Here is a 20,699-nt window from a genome sequence, read left to right as displayed (position 1 = left end):
CCGCTCAAAGTGAAATGCGCCGACTGCCGCGAGGGCGGCATGCCGGCGCATCGGCGCGGGCGCCGCGACTGGATAGACGCATGCGCCGCCGTGAGCGTGCTTTACAACTTCAGGCCGCCTGCTTCCGGCGCATCGGACGACGCGGGCGGAATGTCGTCGACACCGTAGTTGTCGCGTCGATCGTAACGGTCGCGGCCCCAGTAGGGTTCACTGCCGTAGTACTGATGCACGGACGTGGCCCATGTCTGATCCGCCATCGCCGGCCAGTGGTCCTTGTCGAAGCCAGGTGCGTTTTTCACGCGTTCGGCGGTTATGTTCAGCACGAAGCATTTTTGCTCGGTATCCAGCGTCAATGCATGCCATGGAATGGCGAGCAGCTTGTCGCCAATGCCGAGAAAGCCGCCACTCGAAAGCACCGCATACGCGACGCGCCCCGAATTGACGTCGAGCATGATGTCCTTGATTTTGCCGATATCCTCGCCGTCGCTGCTCAGCACCTTATTGCCATCGAGGGTGGCGGCGGCCATCACGTCCGGGCCGGGACCGTCCGCAGTCGCGCTGCCTTTGCCGACAATGCGGGCGCCTTCGCCCTGACGCAGCCCTGCCTGCGTTTGTGTCTGGTTGATCATGATGTGACTCCTCTACAAGGTGGGTATGTTGAAGCTTGAGCAACGGCCGTTCCTTCGATCTTCGAGAGAAGACCATGCGGCGCAGTAGAGACGTGATGTGTTCGAGAGCGTGTCTGCATTGCGCAAACCCTCTGCGAGGGGCTCGAACACCGCGTAAAGCGTGCTGACGTGTTTGAAATTATTTCGTCTGGATTGGCGAGGCGCACGCACGGATGTGCATTCGAAAGGCGGCGATGAGACCAGACTTCGTCGCAATTGCTCTTCAGGCCGCTTGCACGCCGGCCTTCGCATCGGTCTTCACTGCCGCTGCCTTGCGCACCTTTCGCGACTTTTTCAGCAAACTCGTGAGCGACGTGTCGATGCTCTCCGTCACCACCGACTCCCGTGCCTTGCGGCCTTTCGCGCCCGCCTGACGCGCGAGCCTGGCCGCTCGTTTCTCGGCGTGCGCGAGGAGCGCGGCAAACGCCACCTCGTCGACTTTCAGCCCACGCCGCGTTTGGCCCGGTGCGAGACTCTGCAATTCGTCTGCTTCGAATGCGCTGATCACCGCGGGGTGGATGTAGCAGCGCTTGCACACGGCCGGCGTATTGCGCAGTAGCGTGGCCACGTCCTTGACAGTCGCCACGACGTGCCGGCGCGCTTCCGCCGCGCTGCTGCAGATGAGCCGCCGCAGCGCGGCTAACGCGTAGACGCTGCCGGCCCACGTGCGATAGTCCTTGGCGGTGAAGTCCGCGCCGCTCGCACGGCGTAAATAATCGTTGATGTCTGCGGAGCCGACGGTGCGGCGGGTGCCATCGTCGTCGAGATACTGAAACAGGTCGTGGCCCGGCAATTCGGCGCAACGCCGCACGATGCGCTTGATACGTGGATTGTTGACCGTCACGTCGTGTTCAATGCCGCTCTTGCCCCGGAACTTGAAACGCAACTGGCCGGCCTCGATCTTTACGTGTTTCTTGCGCAGCGTCGTCAATCCGTATGACTGATTGTCCCGCGCATATTCGACACTGCCGATCCGGATCAGCGTCGTGTCGAGCAATTGCACGATCGCGGCGACGACCTTGTCGCAAGGCATGCCCGGCAGTTTCAGATCGCGCGCGACTCGTGCGCGAATCTTCGGCAACGCGCGGCCGAACTCGGCCATACGTTCGTATTTGTCGGCGTCGCGCGTCTCGCGCCAGCGCGGGTGATAGCGGTACTGCTTGCGGCCGCGCGCATCGCGACCGGTTGCCTGAATGTGGCCGCGGGCATCCGGGCAGATCCAGACGTTTTCATAAGCGGGCGGAATCGCAAGCGCGTTGATGCGTTTGATTTCGTCTTCGTCGTCGATGCGTTTGCCCGCCACGTCGAAGTACGCAAATCCGCCGTTCTCGCGCTTGCGCGTGATGCCGGGTTTGGCGTCGTCGGCATGGCGCAAGCCCGGCGGCATGTCGGCAGCAGCGGATGGTTTTGCGCGCTCGTCGTCCATGCGGTCTGTACGTTCAGCGCGGCTTTGAATCGGGGTGGTCGTGGCAGCCATCGTCGCAGGTAGAAGTTTCAAGCAGAAGGCGCGTTTCGCGCCGATGACTGCGTCAAGCAAAGGCAGTGCCTAACGCGTGGCGTGGGCTTTTGCGTGCCGGGTCGCGGTTGCTTCGTGAAACAGCGGAACGGTCCTTGCGCCCACTCGCTACGGGTACCGATTAACCGAACGAAGGAGAGCGCCATGAGCAGCACACTTAATCCTGATGACGAGCCGCAACAGGTCGTCAAACAAACCTCCGGCACGACAGGTGCGCTCGGTCCGAGTGATTCGTCCGATAGCGGCAGCGATGTCGCCGGCGCAAAGCGTCATGAATTCGACGTGGATTCGGAACTGGACAACCACGCACTCGAAACCGGCGACTCGGAACTCGGCAGCGACACGGATCGCGCCGGCACGGGCGAGCGTGCCGCGGCGGACGGCGATTCGACGCTGGTGCCGGATAGCGATATCGAACCCGACCGGATCATCGATCCGCTCGCCAACGACGATGACGGCCTCGACGACGATCCGCACGGTCTTTAACGGCATCGGCAGGCAACTTGGATAGCGCAGGGATTAAACACACAAGGCATTGGAATGAAGGCGCCTGCGGCGGCCCGCCGCACAGGCACGTCTATTGCTAATTAACTACTCATAAGCCGGAACAAGCCGCGCGAGACGCGACCCCGGCACTGAATGAAGGAGAACACGCATGGCTGGCAAGCTGAATGGCTGCAAGGTGGCGGTACTCGCGGTAGATGGTTTCGAACAGGCCGAATTGATCGAGCCGCAACGAGCGCTCGTGGAAGCGGGTGCAACGGTTCAGGTTATTTCCGCCAAGCCCGGCAAGATTCAAGGTTTCAAGCATGTGGACAAGGGTGACGCCGTCGCAGTCGATCTGACTTTCGACAAGGCAAACGCTGACGACTACGACGCCGTGGTGTTACCCGGCGGCGTGGTGAACGGCGATGCAATCCGTTTGTTGCCGCCGGCGCAAGCCTTCGTCAAGGCAGCCGACAGCGCGAAGAAGCCGATCGCGATGATCTGCCATGGTGGGTGGTTGCCGGTGTCGGCGGGAATCATCAAGGGACGTACGCTCACGAGCTGGCCGAGCCTGCAGGACGACATTCGCAACGCGGGCGGTACGTGGCTGGACAAGGAAGTGGTCGAGGACGGCAATCTGATCAGCAGCCGCAAGCCTGATGATCTGCCGGCTTTCAACCGGGCGCTGATTGGGCAGTTGTCCGCGCGCAAGGCGGCATAGGCGGGTGGCGAGCGAGGCGTGCCGATCGAGCGAGTGGCGCGCTTCGTCCCGCCGGGTCCGCTTCGCGGTATCCGTCGAACAGGGAGAAAATGCATGAAATTCCGGTATCCCCTACAAGCAATGACCATCGCGCTGAGTTTGAGCGCTGCGCCCATCGGCGCGGTCTATGCGCAAGCCAGCGACGCGCCTGCCAGTGACGCGCCCGTCAGCGGCACGAAGCTCTCGCCTGCGGACCAGCAATTCGTTCAGGATGCCTCGAAGTCCGACGCCACCGAAATCGCGGCCAGCAGGATCGCCCTGAAAAATTCCAGCGACCCGCACGTGAAGAAGTTCGCCCAGCAGATGATTGCCGATCACACAAAACTCTCGCATGGCATGGCGGCGCTCGTGTCGAAAAAGGGCTTTACTGCGACGCCTTCAGCGGATTCCGCGCTGGTGGGCAAACTGCAGACGCTCAAGGGCAAGGAGTTCGATCAGGCGTACGTCGAGCAGGTTGGCGTAGAAGCGCATCAGCGCGCGGTCGACCTGTTCCAGCAGGAAAGCACGAGCGGCACCGACTCTCAGCTCAAGGCAGCGGCATCGCACGCGTTACCAACCATCAAACATCATCTCGCGATGGCGCAGCAACTCGCCGGCGCAATGAAGGGTTCGTCATGAACGCGATCCTGCCTCGGCCGGCCTATGAGGATTCCCTTATGCAGATCACTTTTTCCGACGACAAGCCGGACTTCGACGGAGCGAATCTGACCGTGCGTTTTCTGGCGCGGGTGGACGGCGAAGCGGTTGTGTGCGCGATTACCGCGGAAGCGCTCGAGGACCATTTCGGCGCCGATTCCGCGCTCGAAGCAACGCTCATGTCGGCCTTCGACAAAGGCCGTCACCGCATCCGTTCGGTCTGCGCGGAAGCGCTCGACCAGAACAACGGAGAAGGCGTAGTGTTGCATAGTGGACTATTCAGAGTGGAAGGCATGGAACCGGATCGCGGCACTGCGGCATAGTGCCCGCGCATGTCGCCGCACGAGCGCGCCGAATGGCGCAGCGAGCCGCGGCGGCTGAGTCCGCAAACGCCATTCAACGATGCAAGGAGGCCTCATGTCACTCATCGTCGCAGCACGTTTCACGACTTTTCCCGCCGCTGAAGATGCGGCGCAAAAGCTCTTCAATGCAGGGTTCGTCGAAGAAGACGTCACGCTGTTTTTCGTGAATCCGCGCGGACAGCATGCGCGTTATCCGATTGGCGGCGATACCAGTACGGACGCCGGCGCGAAAGATGCGCCCAAAGGCGCCGGCCTGGGTGTCACCATCGGCGCGGTAGCCGGCGCCGTGGTGGGGGTGGCGATCTTCGCGGCGTTTTCGGCGCCGGTCATCGTGTCGTTGATCGCGGCGGGTGTCGGCGCTTACGTGGGCTCACTGGTCGGGGCGATGGCACGCACGCGCGAGGGCGGCCAGGCCGGGCATCGATCGCCGTATCACGAGGAAATGCGTGATTCCGGCGTGCTGGTCGCGGTGCATGTGTCGCCGGACAACCAGTTCGACGCCGCGCGCGTGCTGCGCGAAGCAGGCGGCGTTGCAATCGAGCGGGCGAGCGGCCGCTGGCAGCAAGGGCGTTGGGCGGACTTCGATCCGTTGAAGAAACCTGTGCCGCTCAATGAATTTCGGGAGAATCACGCGTAGGTAAAGAGGCGTGAGTTCACGCTTCTCTTCGTCTGGCTCGCCGACGTGAGGTTCGACGCGGCGCTTAGCCAGGGTGTTTAGCGAAACGGTCCGACTCACAGGTCGGACCGTTTTCTTATGGGCGTCGTGTTCACTCCATCAGGCACGTAGACGGCCGGAGCCGTCTCGCGAAGGTCCGCTCAAACCCAGATTTGCGGAGCGCTGCGTGGGCGCCGGGTTGTGCGGTCCGTTTGATGGTCATCGCTCGTCGGCTCGCAAGCGGCCGGCACGGGACCATCGTGCGTCGCCCCACACGAGGGCGACGCGACTTGCGCGCTCGGGGATGCCGCTTCACGCGGTTGCATATGTTCGCGAATCTGCATCACGGTCGCCGAGGTGATGATCGCGACGGCGACCAGACATTCTGTGCTCCTGATCTTCATGGTGGATGCTCCCTGTCGTTGTTGCCTGCCCATTGTTTTCAATTCATCGGCACGTCTTGCAGTGAGTTGTTGCGCTGCACGGCATGCTGGGGGGCGAGCTTACTAAGCAACCACTGTGCCATTGGCCGAAAGCACGCCGGGCGTGGCTTTGCGACGCGCCGCGTGGAAGCGGGGCGGGAAAAATCTACGTGCATTGGGAAGATTGGAAGTGTTGGCTGACGCGTCGCGCGGGCCATTCGCTGTGATGCACGCCGGGCACGCGTCATGCGGATAGATCAACGAACCCCGTAGCTGGATAGCGAGCGCCGGCAATGGCGCGAGGTTTCCCGCGGCGGATTCATGACTAACGAAACCCTTGGAGGTATTGAATGGCTACGAACGTTGTTTCCGTGCTGAACGATCTGGTCGAAACGTCGAAGGATGGCGAGAAGGGCTTTCGCAAGGCAGCAGAAGACGCTCACGATGCTCAACTGAAAACGCTGTTTCTTTCGCGCGCCGAAGACTGCACGCGTGGCGCGCGTGAGTTGCAGGATGCAGTTCAGGCGCTCGGCGGCAAACCCGAGACGGGCGGCAGCATGAGCGGCGCGCTGCATCGCGGCTGGGTCGACGTGAAGTCGGCAGTGACCGATCGTAGCGATCACGAGATTCTGGCCGAATGTGCGAAGGGCGAGGACGTCGCGAAGAAGCGCTATCACGACGCGCTCGAAAAGGAATTGCCGGCGGATGTGCGCGCGCTGGTCGAGCGGCAGTATCAGGGCGTATTGCAGAACCATGATCGCGTGCGTGATCTGCGCGATCAGTACGCGGCTGCACGACGTTAAATTTGGGTGAATGGACTGGCGCTGGAAACGGCGCTTGTTCTTTTGCGGCGGCTCAATAGCTGAGTGCTGAGGTGGTGCCGCCGCTGATCGCGGTAAAAGTTTGCCTTGCAACGAGAACCGAACGCGCACAAAAAAGCCGTCACATCATCGGACGGCTTTTTCTTGCCTTCTGCTCGAGTAACGGGAAGCGCCAACCGAAGCCAGCGCTTCCCGTGCGGATCGTTCGCTCTTACTCAGCGGCGATCTTCAGATGGTTCTTCACGCTCGACACACCCTTCACGGCCTTGACGACTTCCTCGGCTGCTGCCTTGTCGTCAGCCGAAGGCACCGAACCCGTGAGCCACACCACGCTCTTGCGTGTCTTCACGTGAATGTGCGTCGACTTGACGTTCTTCGCGGCCAGCAGGTCAGCCTTGGCCTTGGTGGTGATGGTGCCGTCGTCGACGTGTTCGCCGATGGTTTCGGACGAAGCCGACGGAGCCGACGCGCTGGTTTGCGCCGTAGCGTTCAGTGCGAATGCGATACAAGCAATGCTACCTGCGGTCTTCAGAAATTGGATCGTCTTCATGGTTTCTCCTTCGGGTGTTGATGAAAATTGCGGTCTTGTTGCCTGCGGTCGATCGCGGCCGAAACCGCCGATGACACGCGTGGGGTCGTTGCCGCTACGGTTCCGTCAGGGCCCGTTATCGACACTGGGCGACAGTCTGTGCATGCGAATTCGCTGCTGCGTTTCGCGTGCACAGACCGTCGTCCGTCCACATAGTGCTCATCCGCAAGCGTTGTGCCCGGCAGCGTGAGCGAAGGCGGGCAGTGAAGGAAATCCGTTATGGCACGCGGCTTTAGGCTGAAGAATAGGGCGCAATTAAGGGCTGGAGCGGCCTTGAACGCGGTGCGCAAGCGGGAACCGGAATTTGCCGGGGACTTGTAAAAAAGGCGTCCGGCCGCCTGCGCAATTGGCGGGCCTGAAAATGCAAAGCGTTGAAAAAACAGGGTGTTGCGCGAGCTGGTACGACAGTTGCTCTAAGAAAGGCTACTGACCATTTTCGGCTATTAACGGGACCTCACTACAATGCCTTCAATTGAACTACGCACAAGGCAGTCTCTCGCACTCACGCCGCGTCTTCAGCAATCGGTGCGTCTGTTGCAGTTGTCGTCTCTGGAATTCCAGCAGGAGTTGCGCACGGCGCTCGACACGAACCCGTTCCTCGAATACGACTCGTCGGATACCGAAGACGTTGCGCTCGCCACGACCGCGTCAGGCGAAAACTCGGGCGCGCTGCCTGCCACGGATACCGTAGCCAGCGCCGAGCCGGATTCTTTGCCGTCCGAGTCAGGCGGAAACGACACGCTGGAAAGTGCGGGCCAGGACGACATGCCCGGCGACTTTTCGGGCGATTACAGCAGCCGCAGTTCGACGCGCCAGAACGGCGATTCAGACAGCAGCGATCCGGCGGAGTGGGCCCGGTCCCAGCCGACCTTGCGCGAGCAGTTGCACGACTCGCTGCGCCTCTACCGGCTCGACGACCGTGACCGCGCCGTGGCTCGCTTCATTATCGAGGCGCTCGACGACGACGGCTATCTGCGCCAGGAACTCTCCGATCTCGCCGACAGCGTCGATCTCGAACCTGAATTGACCGAAGACGAGTTGCTGGTAGCGCTGCGTCTCGTGCAATCGCTCGATCGTCCTGGCCTCGGCGCCCGCACCCTGTCGGAATGCCTGTCGCTGCAGGTGAATGCGTTGCCGGCCGATACGCCGGGGCGCGAAGTGGCGCGGCAAATCGTCGAGCATCATCTGGAACGGCTCGCACGCCGCGAGCAGGCTGAACTGCAGAAACAGATCGGCTGCAGCGCGGAAGAACTGCGGATTGCCTGCGCTCTGGTTCGCAAGCTCGATCCGAAGCCGGGCAACTCCTACGGCCGCACCGAAGACAACTACGTGGTGCCGGATGTGATCGTGCGCCAGGTGCGCAACAAGTGGGTTGTGGCAATCAATCCGGCCGTGCAGCCGCGCGCGCGAATCCATCGCATGTATGCGGAGTTGTTCGCGCAATCGGCCGGTGCAAGCCGCTCGCCGCTCGCACAGCAATTGCAGGAAGCGCGCTGGCTGATCCGCAACGCCCAACAACGGTTCGATACGATTCAACGCGTGGCGGAATGCATCGTCGCGCATCAGAAGGCCTTCTTCCAGTACGGCGAAATCGCACTCAAGCCCATGGTTTTGCGCGATGTCGCCGATGAACTCGGACTGCACGAATCCACCATCTCGCGGGCCACGGGCAACAAATATATGGCCACGCCGCGCGGCATTTTCGAGTTCAAGCATTTCTTCCCGCGCGAACTCGGCACCGAAAGCGGTGGTACCTGTTCCGCCGCCGCTGTGCGTGCGTTGCTGAAGGAAATGATTGCGGCGGAAAACACCCGTGATCCGCTTTCGGACGTGACGCTAGCCAAGATGCTCGCGGACCAGGGCGTGCTTGTCGCGCGCCGCACGGTGGCCAAATACCGGCATCTGATGAAGGTGCCTCCGGCGGAATTGCGCCGCCAGGTTTGAGCGCCACGCCCCGCCGTAAGGGCTTGGGTTGAAGCGCCACGCGAGGCCAAGGCTTCGCGTGGCGTTTTTTCGTATCTGGACGTTTCATGCGTGCCCCATTACATTGGCGAGTCCATGAGCAACGGGGCAGGGTCATGAAGTACTCGAATCTGGTCGAGCGTTTGCAAGGCAGGCGCACGTCCGCGTGGGAAATCCATCGGGTCGCACAGCAGGCGGCGGCCAATGGTGAGGACGTTATCGTCCTGAGCGTTGGCGACCCGGATTTCGCGACGCCGGCGCCGATCGTCGAGCGCGCGGTCGAGGCCTTGCGCGGCGGCGATACGCACTACAGCGCTGTCTCCGGCCGTGAACCGGTGCGCGCGGCGATTGCCGAAGAACACGCGCGCATGACCGGCTGCGCCGTGAGCGCCGCCAATGTGATCCTGACCGCGGGTGCGCAGAACGGCGTGTTCGCGGCATCGCTGTGCCTGCTGGAAGCGGGCGACGAAGTGATCGTCCCCGAGCCCATGTATCTGACCTACGAGGCCTGCGTGCGCGCGGCCGGCGCCACGCTCGTCACGGTCCCGGTCGACCGGGCGCGGGCCTTTCATGTCGATTGCGATGCGCTCGAGGCGGCCGTCACGTCGCGCACGAAAGCCATCTTCTTCGCCACGCCGTGCAATCCGACCGGCGTGGTCATGCCGCGCGCCGATCTCGAACGGATCGCGCGGCTCGCGTGCCGGCATGATCTGTGGGTGCTGTCCGACGAGGTCTACGCCGAGCTGACTTTCGAGCGGGAACACGTGAGTATTGCGGCGCTGCCCGGCATGGCCGAGCGCACCGTGACGCTCGGCAGTCTGTCGAAATCGCATGCCATGGCCGGCTGGCGCGTAGGCTGGGCGATCGGTCCGGCGGAGCTGATCGAGCATATGGGGCGGCTCGCCCTCGCCATGCTGTATGGCTTGCCCGGATTCATCCAGCAGGCGGCGTTGACGGCCTTGCAGGACAAAGCGCGGATCGCCGCCGAGATGCGGGAGATTTATCGCCGCCGGCGCGACGTGGTGTTCGAGCGTTTACATCGCGTACCGGGTTTGCGCTGCGTGTTGCCCGAAGCCGGCATGTTCATGATGGTCGACGTGAGCGGCACCGGCCTCGATACGGTCGACTTCACCTGGCAGCTGTTTCGCGCACAAGGCGTGTCGGTGCTCGACGCGAGCGCCTTCGGAGAGACCGCGAATGGTTTCGTGCGGCTGGGTTTCGTTGTCGACGAAGCGTGCCTGATCGATGCCTGCGAGCGGATTGCCGCTTTCGTCCGTGCATTGCCGGTTCGTTGAGCCTTTCTATAACGTGTCGGTTGCTTTTCGAATCACGTAACGAAGCGATGCGTCTTGGGAGCAATGGGTGTCCTCGGCAGTTTTCGATTGACGCCGCCAAAGGCCGCGTCAAAAATCGAGCGCCGACTTCGTCTTAAGCTAGGACATTCCGGACGCCGGCGCATATCGACTCACTGTCGGGAACCCCATGGGCCTTCGCTTCACCCTCTCGTTACGCCGATCCCTCATGGCAGGGTCGATGGCGGCCGCTCTCGTGGCGATGGCGCTCGTGCTCGTCATGCTCGCCGCATTCAGCACGGTGTGTGCGGCGGCTGAGCCGGACGCACCACCGGATGCCGCCGCGAGCGCGGAAACCGCGGCGTCCGCGCGAGGCGCACAGGACTCGCCGGATTCGCCGCGCGTTGTGAGCGGCAAGCCGACTCAACGCGGCGAGGCGAACGCCCCACCGCTCGGCGATCCGCATGCGGGCGCGGTGCGCAGCACTCGCCAGCCACGCGCGCTTGAACCGACTCAGAGCGACGTGTCGGGCAGCACGGCGCAGCGCAATGCGAAAGCGGAGTCGGCGCCGATTCCGGTGCCGCCGGAAACCGCGTCGGTGACGCAGCATTCCATCCGGCTCGACGGCCGCAAGATCGATTACACGGCCACCGCCGGCAATCTGTTGCTGCGCGACAAGACCGGGCAGGCCAATGCGAGCGTGTTCTATGTCGCCTACACCGTCGCCGGCAAAACACCGGCAACGCGGCCGGTCACGTTTCTCTTCAACGGTGGACCGGGCGCCGGCAGCGTATTTCTGATGATCGGCTCGTTCGGGCCGAAGCGCGCGCGTACCGCGAGTCCCGCCATCACGCCACCCGCGCCGTACACGCTCGCCGACAATCCCGACAGCCTGCTCGACACCACCGACCTGGTATTTATCGATGCGGTCGGCGCCGGTCTGTCGAGGGTGGTCGGCCACGGCACGGGCAAAGACTTCTGGGGCGTGGATAAAGACCTGGACGCGTTTTCGCAATTCATCGACCGATACCTGACGGTAAACCAGCGCTGGAATTCGCCGAAATATCTGCTGGGCGAATCGTATGGCACCGCGCGCGCCGCGATGCTGGCGTATCAGTTGGGGCAGGACAATATCGCGCTCAATGGCGTGATCCTGATGTCGTCCGTGCTCGATTCCGCCGCATTCTCGGCGGGCGCCGACTTCAGGAGCGAAAGCTATCTGCCGAGCTTCGCGGCCATTGCGTGGTATCACGACAAGATCGTGCCGAAGCCGGCCAGTCTGCCGGCCTTTCTCGACGAAGCCCGCACGTTCGCGCGTGGGCCGTATGCGCAAGCGCTGGCGCAAGGCGACGCGCTGCCCGACGCCGAGCGCGATGCGATCGCCGCGCGCGTCGCGCAGTTCACGGGGCTCGACGCCGCCTATGTGAAGCGTAGCCGCCTGCGTCTTTATCCGTCGCGTTATCGCACTGAACTGCTGCGCGACGAGGCGCGCAGCGTCGGCCGGTACGACGCGCGCTTCGAAGGAATCGACTTCGACAGCGTGTCCGAGCGTCCCGATTACGACGCTTCGGTGAGCAGCGTGTCGAGTGCCTTCGACGCGGCGCTGCACCAGCATTTCGCTCAGGACCTGCACTTTACGCCGGCCGACCGTTACCGCGTCTTCAATGACGAAGCGCTGACGCAGTGGGACTGGAAGCATCGCGAATGGTGGGGTGAACATTTGCCGGTGCCCTATGCGGCGGGCGATCTGGCCGAAGCGATGCGGCAAAATCCCCAGTTGCGCGTGATGTCGCTGAACGGCTATTTCGATCTGGCCACACCGTTTTACGCAACCGAATACGCGCTCGCGCATCTCGGCGTGGACGGGCCGCTACGCGCCAACGTGCGAATCGCTTACTATCCGACCGGCCACATGATCTACCTCGACGACGCGGCGTTGCATACGCTCAAACGTGATCTGGCGAGTTTCTATGCGGCGGGAGCGCGCTGAGTTTCCCGGCAACCCTCAGGACGCGGCCGGCGCGTCTTTCGCCCGCAATTGGCCCGCGCCGTTGAACGGTATAATCCGTTCGACGCCGCGCGGTGCTTCCATGCTTGCATCGAGTCGCGCCCAGGTGGTTGTCCACTGCCTGAAAATCCGCCTGATCAACCGGCTTCACTCATCGCTGCCCATGCCATTCCTCCCGATCCAGTCCTTCACGCGCAAACGGCTGTCCGACGTGGTGTCCGACCAGATCAAGCAACTGATTTCGGACGGCACGCTAATGCCCGGCGACCGGCTGCCGGCCGAACGCGACCTCGCCACGCAGCTCGGCGTGTCGCGGCCTTCGTTGCGGGAAGCGCTGATCAGGCTGGAAGCGGACGGCTACATCGAAACCTCGGGGCGGGGCGGTTTTACGGTGGTCGACGTGACGGCGCCGATCATCTCCAAGCCGCTTGCCGAGCTGCTGCTGCAAAATCCGCGCACCAGTGCCGACATTCTGGAGTTGCGCCAGGGGCTCGAATCGATTTCGACGGTCTATGCCGCGCAGCGCGCCACGGCCGCCGACCTGAAAAAGATCAGCGCGGCGTTCGAGGCATTGAAGGCCGGCTCGCTGTCGCAGGACCGTGTGAACCTCGCCGAACTCGACGCCGCGTTTCACCTCGCGATTGCCGACTCCACGCACAACATCGCGCTCGCGCATGTGATGCACGGCATCCACACGCTGATTCGCGAGGGCATGCGCCAATACCATCGGCTGATCGATTACGACGACGCGATGGAAAAACAGTTGATGAGCCAGCACCAGGCTATCTACGACGCCGTCATGTCGCGCGACGCGCAGAAGGCCCGCAAGGCGGCTGAGCGCCATCTGGCCTATGTGCGCGAGATGTACAAGGAAGACGCGGCCAAGCCTTCATCGAGTACGGTTGCGTGATTCCCTGAGTGCCTCGCGCGGCGTGGCCGACAGGGCCGCGGCGCGATCCTCCTCTGTCCTGCGATTGACACCCTCGGTCAACTTCCTTATATTCTTGGTCAGACCAACCATACCAGTCTTACAAAAGCGCCGGAATCTCCGCTGACCGGCCTGCTTGCCGCGCAAACTGTCGCGACGACTTACTCGTGCGCCGCCATGATTCCGCAGTAGAGTAGATAACTCGCCGGCTGCCGCTTTTCTTTTCAATGAGCTTATGAAAGTCGCCCTGTTTATCCCGTGCTTCATCGACGCGTTCTATCCCGAAGTGGGGATCGCCACGCTCGAACTGCTCGAACGTTTCGGTATCGAGGTCGACTATCCGCAGGAGCAGACCTGCTGCGGCCAGCCGATGGCCAATAGCGGCGCGCATGCCGAGGCAGCCGGCGCCGAGCGTGTGTTCGCGCGCAACTTCGCCGGCTACGACTTCATCGTCGGGCCGTCGGCGAGTTGCATCCATCACGTGCGCGAGCATCTCACCGCGCTCGAGCAGACCGACGAAGTGAAAAAGGTCCGCGCGAACGCCTACGAACTCGTCGAGTTTCTGCACGACGTGGTCGGCGCGCGTGAATTTCCGTGGGCCGAGTTTCCGCATCGCGTGGGTCTGCACAATAGCTGCAGCGCGTTGCGGCATCTGAAGGAAGCCTCGATTTCGGAAGTGGCGGGCACGCCGTTTTCGAAGCCGCGCACGTTGCTCGAAGGCGTGAAGGGCATCGAGTTCGTCAAACCGGCGCGGCCCGACGAATGCTGCGGTTTCGGCGGCACCTTCTCCGTCACGGAAGAGCCGGTGTCGGTACGCATGGGACAGGACAAGGTGCGCGATCATCTGAACGCGGGCGCCGAGTACATCGTCTCGGGCGACATGTCGTGCCTGATGCACCAGCAAGGCTGCGCGGAACGCATGAAAGCCGACGCGCGCTTCATTCATATCGCGCAGGTCCTCAACGGAGCACGCGCATGAGCAACCGCATCGATCATGCGAAAGCGGCGGGCGCTTTCATCAGCAAGACAGAGCACGTTGCGTTTCACGACAAACGCCTGTGGGATTTGCGCGAGAAGCGCGATGCGCAGGCGCACGGCATTGCCGAGTGGGAGACGATGCGCGAACTGGCATCGGGTATCAAGGAACACACGCTCTCCAATCTGTCCACGTATCTCGAACAGTTCGCGGCAGCGGCCGAGGCGAACGGCGTAACGGTGCATTGGGCCGCTACCGCCGAAGAGCACAACGCGCTCGTACACCGGATCATGTCGGAGCGTGGCATGACCACGCTCGTTAAAAGCAAGTCGATGCTCACCGACGAATGCAAGATGCGCGAGTACCTGGAGCCGCGCGGCATCACGGTGATGGAAACGGATCTGGGCGAACGGATCCAGCAGCTCGATCATCAGGATCCGAGCCATATGGTGGTGCCGGCGGTCCACAAATTGCGCGCCGACGTGGCCGAGCTGTTCGGCCGCACCATCGGCACCGATCCGAAGAACAGTGATATCCACTATCTCGCCGAAAGCCAGCGGATGAACACGCGGCCGTACTTCGTGCGCGAGAAAACGGCCGGCATGACCGGCTGCAATTTCGCGGTGGCGGAGACCGGCACGGTGGTGGTATGTACTAACGAAGGCAATGCGGATCTTTCAGCGAATGTGCCGCCGTTGCATATCGCGTCGATCGGTATCGAAAAGCTGATTCCGAAGGTATCGGACCTCGGCGTGTTTGTCCGCATGCTGTCGCGCAGCGCGCTCGGCTCGCCGATCACGCAGTACACATCGCATTTCCGTGCGCCGCGTCCGGGCACGGAGATGCATTTCATCCTCGTCGATCACGGCCGCTCGGAGCGGCTCGCGATGGAAGACTTCTGGTATTCGCTCAAATGCATTCGCTGCGGCGCCTGCATGAATACGTGTCCCGTCTACCGGCGCAGCGGCGGGCTGTCGTATGGCGGCACGTACTCGGGGCCGATTGGCGCGATCATCAATCCGACTTTCGATCTGAAACGTTACAGCGCATTGCCGTTCGCGTCGACGCTCAATGGCAGTTGCACGAACGTGTGCCCGGTGAAGATCAATATTCACGAGCAGATCTACAAATGGCGCACGGTAATCGCCGAGCATCACGAAGTGCCGTTCGTGAAGCAGGAAGTGTTGAAGATGGCAGGGCGGCTGCTCGCGAGTCCGACCTTGTATCGCGCGACGGTGTCGTCGATGAGCAGCGCGCTGCGGCGCTTGCCGAATTTCGTGTTGTACAACCCGCTCAATATCTGGGGCAAGCAACGCGAGTTGCCGGAGGCGCCGAAGCTGACCTTCCACGCCTGGTACAAGAAGAATCGTGGAGCTGACCATGACAACGCGTGACGCTTTTCTGGCAAAGGTGCGGCAGGCGCAGCCGGCGGCGCGGCCGCGGCCCGACGTGCCGCTGTTCAACCCCGTGGGTGGCGATCTGCGCGCGCGCTTTACGGCGGCGCTGCAGGCCATGGGCGGCGTGTGCGTCGACGGCACGACGGCGAGCGACGTGGGCGGCCTGATTCGCGAGCGGTTCGGTGCCGAGGCATCCATCGCCTCGGCAACCCAGGAAGTGCAGGGCACGCGCACGCTCACCGCCGACACGGAACCTGCTTCGCTGCAGGACATCGACGTCGGCGTGGTGCGGGCTCGCTTCGGCGTCGCCGAAACCGGCTCGGTATGGTTTAGCGAACGCGAGTATGTGGTCAACGCGCTCGGCTACATCGTGCAGCATCTGGTCGTGCTGCTTGACCCGGCGCAATTGCTCGACGGCTTGCAGGACGTATACCGGCGCGATGATTTCCGCGCTGCCCGTTATGCGGCGCTCGTCACCGGACCTTCGGCGACGGCGGATATCGAAGGCGTGCTGATTCGCGGCGCGCAAGGCGTGCGTTCGTTGACGGTGGTGTGGCTGGCGGCGGAGTAAAAACGCCATCGCCGCAGCGTGATCGAATGGCACAATGCCGGCATCCCATTCGATAAGCCACCCCATTCTGCTGACATGGAACTCCGGCATCTCCGATACTTCGTCGCCGTTGCCGAGCACGCGAGCGTGCGCGGCGCATCCGAGCAGCTCCACGTCACCCAACCGGCTATTTCCCGGCAAATCCAGGATCTCGAAGAAACGTTGGGTGTCGCGCTGTTCGAGCGCACGCCGCGCGGCCTGAAGCTGACCCTGGCAGGCGAAGCCTATCTGCGTGAGGCGCGCGGCATTCTGCAGCAGGTCGAGTCGGCGGCGCGTGTTGCGCAACGAATCGCGGCGGGTGTGTCCGGACACGTGCGGATCGGCTTCGTTGAAAACGCGGTTTGGGGCGGGCTTGTGCCGAACGCGCTGCAAGCGTTCCAGCAGGCGGCGCCGCAAGTCGGCATCGAACTCACGCCGATGAACACGCCGGAGCAACTGGACGCCATCACTCAGGGCACGCTCGACGGCGGCTTTGTCTATCACTTCGGCGCGTTGCCCGAGCAGATCACCAGTTTGCCGTTGCTCGAAAACGGCGTGGTGCTGGCGGCGCCGGCCGCGTGGTCGTTCGGCCGCCGCAAGTCGGTGCGCGCGGCGCAACTGGCCGGCAAACCCTTCATCACGTTTCCACGGCATGTCTATCCCGCTTACTACGACCGTTTGATCGGCGCATGCGAGCGTGCCGGTTTGACGCTCGACGTCGTGCAGGAAGTCTCGACGGAAGCCGCGATTCTCTCGCTGGTGTCCGCCGGCGTGGGCGCGGCGATCGTCAACTCGGCCAATCGCGACCGGCCGCCGGCGCTGGTGCAATTCCTCAACCTGGCCGATCTGTCGATCGCGCTGCCGCTGCATTTCGCGTATCACGAGCAGCACCGCAATCCCGCGCTCGCGCAATTCATCGCCTTGCTCAAGGCGCAACGGTAACGTCCGGACTTACCGTGCCCCGATGCCTTTAAAGCATCGGCTTCCCTAAAAATCGGCATTGGCGCTGGTTTTTTGCCTCGACGATATTGATTGCATGGCCTCGCGCCGTCGTCCAACGACGGCATTCCGGCTTACTTTCTTATCGGGAGACAACCATGCCGTCCACACCATCGCTGATTTCCACCGACATCGACTACGAACGCCCCGGCCTGCAGAACGGCACGTTACGCGTGCCGTATTCGCACGACCGCTCCGCATACGGCCACATTCCGGTGCCGATTACCGTGCTCAACGGCGGTGAAGGTCCCACGGTGCTGCTGACCGGCGGCAATCACGGCGATGAATACGAAGGTCCCGTCGCACTGATGAAGCTGGTTCAGCGCATGCCGTCGATGACGGTCCAGGGCCGCCTGATCGTCGTGCCGGCGCTGAATTTCCCGGCGTTCATCAACGGCTCGCGCACCTCGCCGATCGATCGCGGCAATCTGAACCGCGTTTTTCCGGGCGCGCGCAACGGCAACCTCACCGAAATGATCGCGCATTATACGGATACCGAACTATTTCAGCGTGCGGACGTGGTGATCGATCTGCACGCGGGCGGTGCTTCGTTCGATCATCTGCCGGCGTTGCTCGCGGCGCCGCCCGGGGACCCGTCGCGCCGCGCCGAATACCGCCGGCTCGTCCAGGCATTCGCCGCGCCGCACACCATGCTGATGGATCTGCTCGGCGAGGACCGCACGTATGGCGCGGCCGTCGAGCGGCACGGCAAGCTGTTCCTGTGCGGTGAATTCGGTGGCTATGCGGCCTGCAATGCCGATGGCGTAGCGATCGTCGAGGATGGTTTGCGGCGCGTGCTGCACACGCTCGGTGTGACGCCTGACGATAATCCTCCCGCGCCGCGACACGACACGCGCTGGTTGAAAGTGGATGGCGCGCGGCACTATGTGTTCGCCTCGCGGGCGGGCGTGGCCGAACCCGTGTTCGCGCTCGGCGACCGGGTCGAGAAGGGCCAGTTGGCCGCGCGGGTATTCGATCCGTATGCGCCGTGGAGCGCACCACAGGAACTCCGCTTTGCCGGCAACGGCGTGGTGGTGTGCAAGCGTTCGTTTGCGCGCGTCGAAGCGGGCGACTGTCTCGCCGTGCTGGCTGCGGATGCGCATTGGCAGTGACGCGCTTCGTCGAAGGGAAGCAAGCCATTTCTTCGCAGTGCCCAGCCGGAGATTCGCCATGAATGCAGTCACCACCGTGTCCGATTCGAACGACGCCGACACGCGTCGTGGGCACACTTACGTTGTCGTTCTGTTCTTTGTCTGTTTTGCGTTTTCGTATCTCGACCGCCAGATCGTGAGCATTCTCGTGCAACCGATCAAGGAAACGCTGGCGCTCACCGATACGCAAATCGGCTTGCTGCAAGGGTTTTCGTTCACGCTGTGTTACGCGACGGCGGGCGTGTTCATTGCGCGGCTGATCGACCGTTCCAATCGCGTGCGTCTGATCGCGGTTTGCGTGGCGATCTGGGCCGTCTCCACCGCGTTGTGCGGTTTCGCGCACAACTTTGCCGAACTGTTGGCCGCGCGTGCGGGGACGGCGATTGCGGAAGCGGGCTTGAGTCCGGCGGCGCTGTCGATTTTCAGCGATCTGTATCCGCCGCGCAAAGTCACGCGAGCAAGCAGCGTGTTCATGCTGGGACCGTATATCGGCGGAGGCTTGGCCTTGTTCGGCGGCGGCATGCTGCTCGGCGCGCTCGAACATGGCGCGGGCGCCGCGTGGCTCGCGGGTATCGGTTTGAACGGTTGGCAGGCCGTGTTCGTCGCGGTCGGCTTGCCCGGGCTGGCACTGGCGGCAATCGTCGCGTTATCGGTGCGGGAACCACAACGGCGCGGCTTGTTCTCCACGCTCCGTACAACGGCCGAAGGGTCGGCCACGCACGACGTCGTTTCGACTGCAAAGGCTTCGACGCAAGTCTTCGCGGACGAAGCCGCTCACGACAGCACGCCGCCGCTGAAAGACGTGCTGCGCGAATTGTTCGTGAAGAACCGCTTCTGCTTGCCGTACTTCGGCGCGTATGTCGCGCTGATCACGCTGTTCTACTCGCATGCGGCATGGTTTCCGACGCTGCTGATACGTCATTTTCATCTGACGCCGCGTGCCGTCGGACAGATGGCGGCGCCGGCCTACATGTTCGGCGGCATCCTCGGGGTGGTGAGTGCGGGCTTGCTCGCCGGCCGCGTCAGCGATGCCGCCGCGGTGCGCAAAGTGCTGGCGTTGTCCGGGTTGGCGGCTGCGTTGCTGGTGCCGGCCGCTATTGCGATGCCACTCGTTGGCAACGTGCACGTCGCCGTGGTGCTGTATGGCGCGTGCGCGTTCGCGGCGAGTGTGGCGATGGCGTTGGCGCCTGTGCCGATCCAGATCGCGATTCCGAATCGCATGCGCGGACGCTCGATCGCGTTGCTGGTGTTTTTCACCAATGCGATCAGTGGCGGGCTGGGACCGTTCGCGGTCGGCTTCATCAACGAGCGGCTTGGCGGGCACAGCGCGGGTTTGGGTGTGGCGCTGGCTTGCGTGGGCGGCATGGCGGCCGCGTTCAGCGCGCTGCTATACGCCGTGGCGGCACGCCGCACGCCGGCGAGAACGTTCTCGTGACGTTGTTTTCATGGCGATGCCTGCAAAGCATCGCCAAGCGCAGAAAACGGCATTGGCCGGCATGCGCTAGATTTGCGATAGTGAAGCCATTGGCCATGGCGGCGCTACATAAGCGCTCAGGTCGCTGCCGCCGCACTTTCACGGAGTCACACCATGCCGACTGAGGTTCTTACGCACCGCGTAGGGGATGCACGCATTACCCGCGTCAGCGAAACCTGTTTTCCGTTAGCGCCGGCGGTGCTTTATCCAGACTGGGCATCCTTCGCAGCGGAAGAATTAAGCCGGCGTGTGTCGGCGGAGAGTCTCGACCTCGAACGCAACGAGGTGAAACTGAGCGTGCACACCTGGGTCGTGCAGATGGACGGCCTGACCGTGCTGATCGACACCGGTATCGGCAATTTCAAGGAGCGGCCGTTCAGCAAGCTGTTTCATCGACTGAACAACCCGTATCTGGAGCGCCTCGTCGAGGTGGGCGTCTTGCCGGCGCAGGTGGACGAGGTGCTGCTCACGCATTTGCATGCGGACCACGTCGGCTGGAATACGCAGTGGATCGACGGCCGGTGGCAGCCGACCTTCCCGAATGCGACATACGTGTTCCCGCAAGCGGAGCAGGATTTCTTCGCGACTTCGGCGGGGGATAGCCGCCGCATGGTTTTCGAGGACAGCGTCGTGCCGGTGATCGAATCCGGGCAGGCCGCGACGATTCCCGCCGAGGGCGGCGCGTGGCGCGAGGGCATTGTGTTTCATCCGACGCCCGGGCATAGCGCCGGTCATATGTCGATTTCGATCCGCTCGCGCGGCGAGGAAGCGATCTTCACCGGCGATGTGATGCATAACCCCGTCCAGGTCTACCGCCCCGAATGGAACTCGACGTTCTGCCTCGATGCGGCGCCGGCGCGAAACTCGCGGCACTGGCTGCTCAACTATGCGGCCGATCACGGTGCGACGCTCTTCACCGCGCATTTTCCGCAGACATCGGCGGGGCGCGTGAGAAGGGGCGGGGACGGATTCGAATGGCAGTACGTTCACGCCGCATCCTGACGTTGT

20 protein-coding genes are annotated in these 20,699 nt (G+C 62.9%); 17 read left to right on the top strand and 3 right to left on the bottom strand.

The window, feature by feature from the left end; genetic code table 11:
* Positions 1–101 precede the first annotated feature (101 nt).
* Together AC57B1_RS21990 and AC57B1_RS21985 are read right to left on the bottom strand one after the other, a co-directional pair.
* Entirely contained in the window at positions 102–629 is a 528-nt protein-coding gene (locus tag AC57B1_RS21990; RefSeq protein WP_496418646.1) for a PRC-barrel domain-containing protein, read from the bottom strand.
* A 262-nt stretch (positions 630–891) separates the two neighbouring features.
* The gene (locus tag AC57B1_RS21985) at positions 892–2,145 is read right to left on the bottom strand and encodes a DNA topoisomerase IB (RefSeq protein ID WP_496418844.1); all 1,254 of its coding nucleotides are present in this window, start codon (positions 2,143–2,145) and stop codon (positions 892–894) included.
* A gap of 183 nt (positions 2,146–2,328) precedes the next feature.
* Here AC57B1_RS21985 and AC57B1_RS21980 point away from each other — a divergent pair, with 183 nt between their 5' ends.
* From AC57B1_RS21980 to AC57B1_RS21955, 6 genes are all read left to right on the top strand, one after another.
* Positions 2,329–2,670 carry a chemotaxis protein gene (locus AC57B1_RS21980; protein WP_408186405.1) on the top strand — a complete coding sequence of 114 codons (342 nt, stop codon included), beginning with the start codon at positions 2,329–2,331 and terminating at the stop codon, positions 2,668–2,670.
* A gap of 169 nt (positions 2,671–2,839) precedes the next feature.
* Positions 2,840–3,391: a type 1 glutamine amidotransferase domain-containing protein gene (locus tag AC57B1_RS21975; protein ID WP_496418645.1), complete on the top strand. Its 552-nt coding sequence runs from the start codon at positions 2,840–2,842 to the stop codon at positions 3,389–3,391.
* A 93-nt stretch (positions 3,392–3,484) separates the two neighbouring features.
* A complete protein-coding gene (locus AC57B1_RS21970) occupies positions 3,485–4,048 on the top strand; it encodes a DUF4142 domain-containing protein (protein WP_496418644.1) in 564 nt (187 codons plus the stop codon).
* Positions 4,045–4,389, top strand: a complete 345-nt coding sequence (locus tag AC57B1_RS21965; protein WP_091808019.1) for a DUF1488 family protein — start codon at positions 4,045–4,047, stop codon at positions 4,387–4,389. Before AC57B1_RS21970 ends, AC57B1_RS21965 begins: the two co-directional genes overlap by 4 nt.
* A gap of 94 nt (positions 4,390–4,483) precedes the next feature.
* Positions 4,484–5,065, top strand: coding sequence for a hypothetical protein (locus tag AC57B1_RS21960; protein WP_408346259.1), 582 nt, complete (start codon positions 4,484–4,486; stop codon positions 5,063–5,065).
* Positions 5,066–5,855: 790 nt separating this feature from the next.
* Positions 5,856–6,308, top strand: coding sequence for a PA2169 family four-helix-bundle protein (locus AC57B1_RS21955; protein WP_496418643.1), 453 nt, complete (start codon positions 5,856–5,858; stop codon positions 6,306–6,308).
* 229 nt (positions 6,309–6,537) lie between these two features.
* On the opposite strand, the gene AC57B1_RS21950 is transcribed toward AC57B1_RS21955, so the two are convergent.
* Positions 6,538–6,876 (bottom strand): BON domain-containing protein, encoded by a 339-nt coding sequence (locus tag AC57B1_RS21950; RefSeq protein ID WP_408346253.1) that lies wholly within the window; start codon positions 6,874–6,876, stop codon positions 6,538–6,540.
* A 501-nt stretch (positions 6,877–7,377) separates the two neighbouring features.
* Between AC57B1_RS21950 and AC57B1_RS21945 the strand changes: the two genes are divergently transcribed.
* From AC57B1_RS21945 to AC57B1_RS21895, 11 genes are all read left to right on the top strand, one after another.
* Positions 7,378–8,859: an RNA polymerase factor sigma-54 gene (locus tag AC57B1_RS21945; RefSeq protein ID WP_496418642.1), complete on the top strand. Its 1,482-nt coding sequence runs from the start codon at positions 7,378–7,380 to the stop codon at positions 8,857–8,859.
* Positions 8,860–8,993: 134 nt separating this feature from the next.
* A complete protein-coding gene (locus AC57B1_RS21940; RefSeq protein WP_496418641.1) occupies positions 8,994–10,172 on the top strand; it encodes a pyridoxal phosphate-dependent aminotransferase in 1,179 nt (392 codons plus the stop codon).
* Between the two features lie 187 nt (positions 10,173–10,359).
* Complete coding sequence (locus tag AC57B1_RS21935; protein WP_496418640.1) at positions 10,360–12,159, top strand: S10 family peptidase; 1,800 nt, start codon at positions 10,360–10,362, stop codon at positions 12,157–12,159.
* 181 nt (positions 12,160–12,340) lie between these two features.
* On the top strand, positions 12,341–13,087 hold the full coding sequence (locus AC57B1_RS21930) for a FadR/GntR family transcriptional regulator (RefSeq protein WP_091809257.1): 747 nt from the start codon (positions 12,341–12,343) through the stop codon (positions 13,085–13,087).
* A 253-nt stretch (positions 13,088–13,340) separates the two neighbouring features.
* Positions 13,341–14,084 (top strand): (Fe-S)-binding protein, encoded by a 744-nt coding sequence (locus AC57B1_RS21925; RefSeq protein WP_408297543.1) that lies wholly within the window; start codon positions 13,341–13,343, stop codon positions 14,082–14,084.
* Positions 14,081–15,475 (top strand): lactate utilization protein B, encoded by a 1,395-nt coding sequence (locus AC57B1_RS21920; protein ID WP_408186398.1) that lies wholly within the window; start codon positions 14,081–14,083, stop codon positions 15,473–15,475. Before AC57B1_RS21925 ends, AC57B1_RS21920 begins: the two co-directional genes overlap by 4 nt.
* On the top strand, positions 15,462–16,049 hold the full coding sequence (locus tag AC57B1_RS21915; protein ID WP_408186397.1) for a LutC/YkgG family protein: 588 nt from the start codon (positions 15,462–15,464) through the stop codon (positions 16,047–16,049). Before AC57B1_RS21920 ends, AC57B1_RS21915 begins: the two co-directional genes overlap by 14 nt.
* A gap of 75 nt (positions 16,050–16,124) precedes the next feature.
* Positions 16,125–17,009 (top strand): LysR family transcriptional regulator, encoded by an 885-nt coding sequence (locus tag AC57B1_RS21910; RefSeq protein ID WP_496418639.1) that lies wholly within the window; start codon positions 16,125–16,127, stop codon positions 17,007–17,009.
* Between the two features lie 155 nt (positions 17,010–17,164).
* Complete coding sequence (locus AC57B1_RS21905; protein ID WP_496418638.1) at positions 17,165–18,178, top strand: succinylglutamate desuccinylase/aspartoacylase family protein; 1,014 nt, start codon at positions 17,165–17,167, stop codon at positions 18,176–18,178.
* A gap of 58 nt (positions 18,179–18,236) precedes the next feature.
* Positions 18,237–19,652, top strand: coding sequence for an MFS transporter (locus tag AC57B1_RS21900; protein ID WP_496418637.1), 1,416 nt, complete (start codon positions 18,237–18,239; stop codon positions 19,650–19,652).
* A 153-nt stretch (positions 19,653–19,805) separates the two neighbouring features.
* The gene (locus AC57B1_RS21895) at positions 19,806–20,693 is read left to right on the top strand and encodes an MBL fold metallo-hydrolase (protein ID WP_496418636.1); all 888 of its coding nucleotides are present in this window, start codon (positions 19,806–19,808) and stop codon (positions 20,691–20,693) included.
* The last annotated feature ends 6 nt before the right edge of the window (positions 20,694–20,699 follow it).

Source organism: Paraburkholderia sp. BGA-UO-ETr-F21 (assembly GCF_059567925.1).
The sequence above is the reverse complement of the archived record's forward strand: the minus strand, read 5'-3'. Positions and strand labels throughout refer to the sequence as shown.

Coding starts and splice junctions, on each gene's coding strand:
- AC57B1_RS21990 (WP_496418646.1), bottom strand. CDS start 629: ATGATCAACCAGACACAAACGCAGGCAGGGCTGCGTCAGGGCGAAGGC.
- AC57B1_RS21985 (WP_496418844.1), bottom strand. CDS start 2,145: ATGGCTGCCACGACCACCCCGATTCAAAGCCGCGCTGAACGTACAGAC.
- AC57B1_RS21980 (WP_408186405.1), top strand. CDS start 2,329: ATGAGCAGCACACTTAATCCTGATGACGAGCCGCAACAGGTCGTCAAA.
- AC57B1_RS21975 (WP_496418645.1), top strand. CDS start 2,840: ATGGCTGGCAAGCTGAATGGCTGCAAGGTGGCGGTACTCGCGGTAGAT.
- AC57B1_RS21970 (WP_496418644.1), top strand. CDS start 3,485: ATGAAATTCCGGTATCCCCTACAAGCAATGACCATCGCGCTGAGTTTG.
- AC57B1_RS21965 (WP_091808019.1), top strand. CDS start 4,045: ATGAACGCGATCCTGCCTCGGCCGGCCTATGAGGATTCCCTTATGCAG.
- AC57B1_RS21960 (WP_408346259.1), top strand. CDS start 4,484: ATGTCACTCATCGTCGCAGCACGTTTCACGACTTTTCCCGCCGCTGAA.
- AC57B1_RS21955 (WP_496418643.1), top strand. CDS start 5,856: ATGGCTACGAACGTTGTTTCCGTGCTGAACGATCTGGTCGAAACGTCG.
- AC57B1_RS21950 (WP_408346253.1), bottom strand. CDS start 6,876: ATGAAGACGATCCAATTTCTGAAGACCGCAGGTAGCATTGCTTGTATC.
- AC57B1_RS21945 (WP_496418642.1), top strand. CDS start 7,378: ATGCCTTCAATTGAACTACGCACAAGGCAGTCTCTCGCACTCACGCCG.
- AC57B1_RS21940 (WP_496418641.1), top strand. CDS start 8,994: ATGAAGTACTCGAATCTGGTCGAGCGTTTGCAAGGCAGGCGCACGTCC.
- AC57B1_RS21935 (WP_496418640.1), top strand. CDS start 10,360: ATGGGCCTTCGCTTCACCCTCTCGTTACGCCGATCCCTCATGGCAGGG.
- AC57B1_RS21930 (WP_091809257.1), top strand. CDS start 12,341: ATGCCATTCCTCCCGATCCAGTCCTTCACGCGCAAACGGCTGTCCGAC.
- AC57B1_RS21925 (WP_408297543.1), top strand. CDS start 13,341: ATGAAAGTCGCCCTGTTTATCCCGTGCTTCATCGACGCGTTCTATCCC.
- AC57B1_RS21920 (WP_408186398.1), top strand. CDS start 14,081: ATGAGCAACCGCATCGATCATGCGAAAGCGGCGGGCGCTTTCATCAGC.
- AC57B1_RS21915 (WP_408186397.1), top strand. CDS start 15,462: ATGACAACGCGTGACGCTTTTCTGGCAAAGGTGCGGCAGGCGCAGCCG.
- AC57B1_RS21910 (WP_496418639.1), top strand. CDS start 16,125: ATGGAACTCCGGCATCTCCGATACTTCGTCGCCGTTGCCGAGCACGCG.
- AC57B1_RS21905 (WP_496418638.1), top strand. CDS start 17,165: ATGCCGTCCACACCATCGCTGATTTCCACCGACATCGACTACGAACGC.
- AC57B1_RS21900 (WP_496418637.1), top strand. CDS start 18,237: ATGAATGCAGTCACCACCGTGTCCGATTCGAACGACGCCGACACGCGT.
- AC57B1_RS21895 (WP_496418636.1), top strand. CDS start 19,806: ATGCCGACTGAGGTTCTTACGCACCGCGTAGGGGATGCACGCATTACC.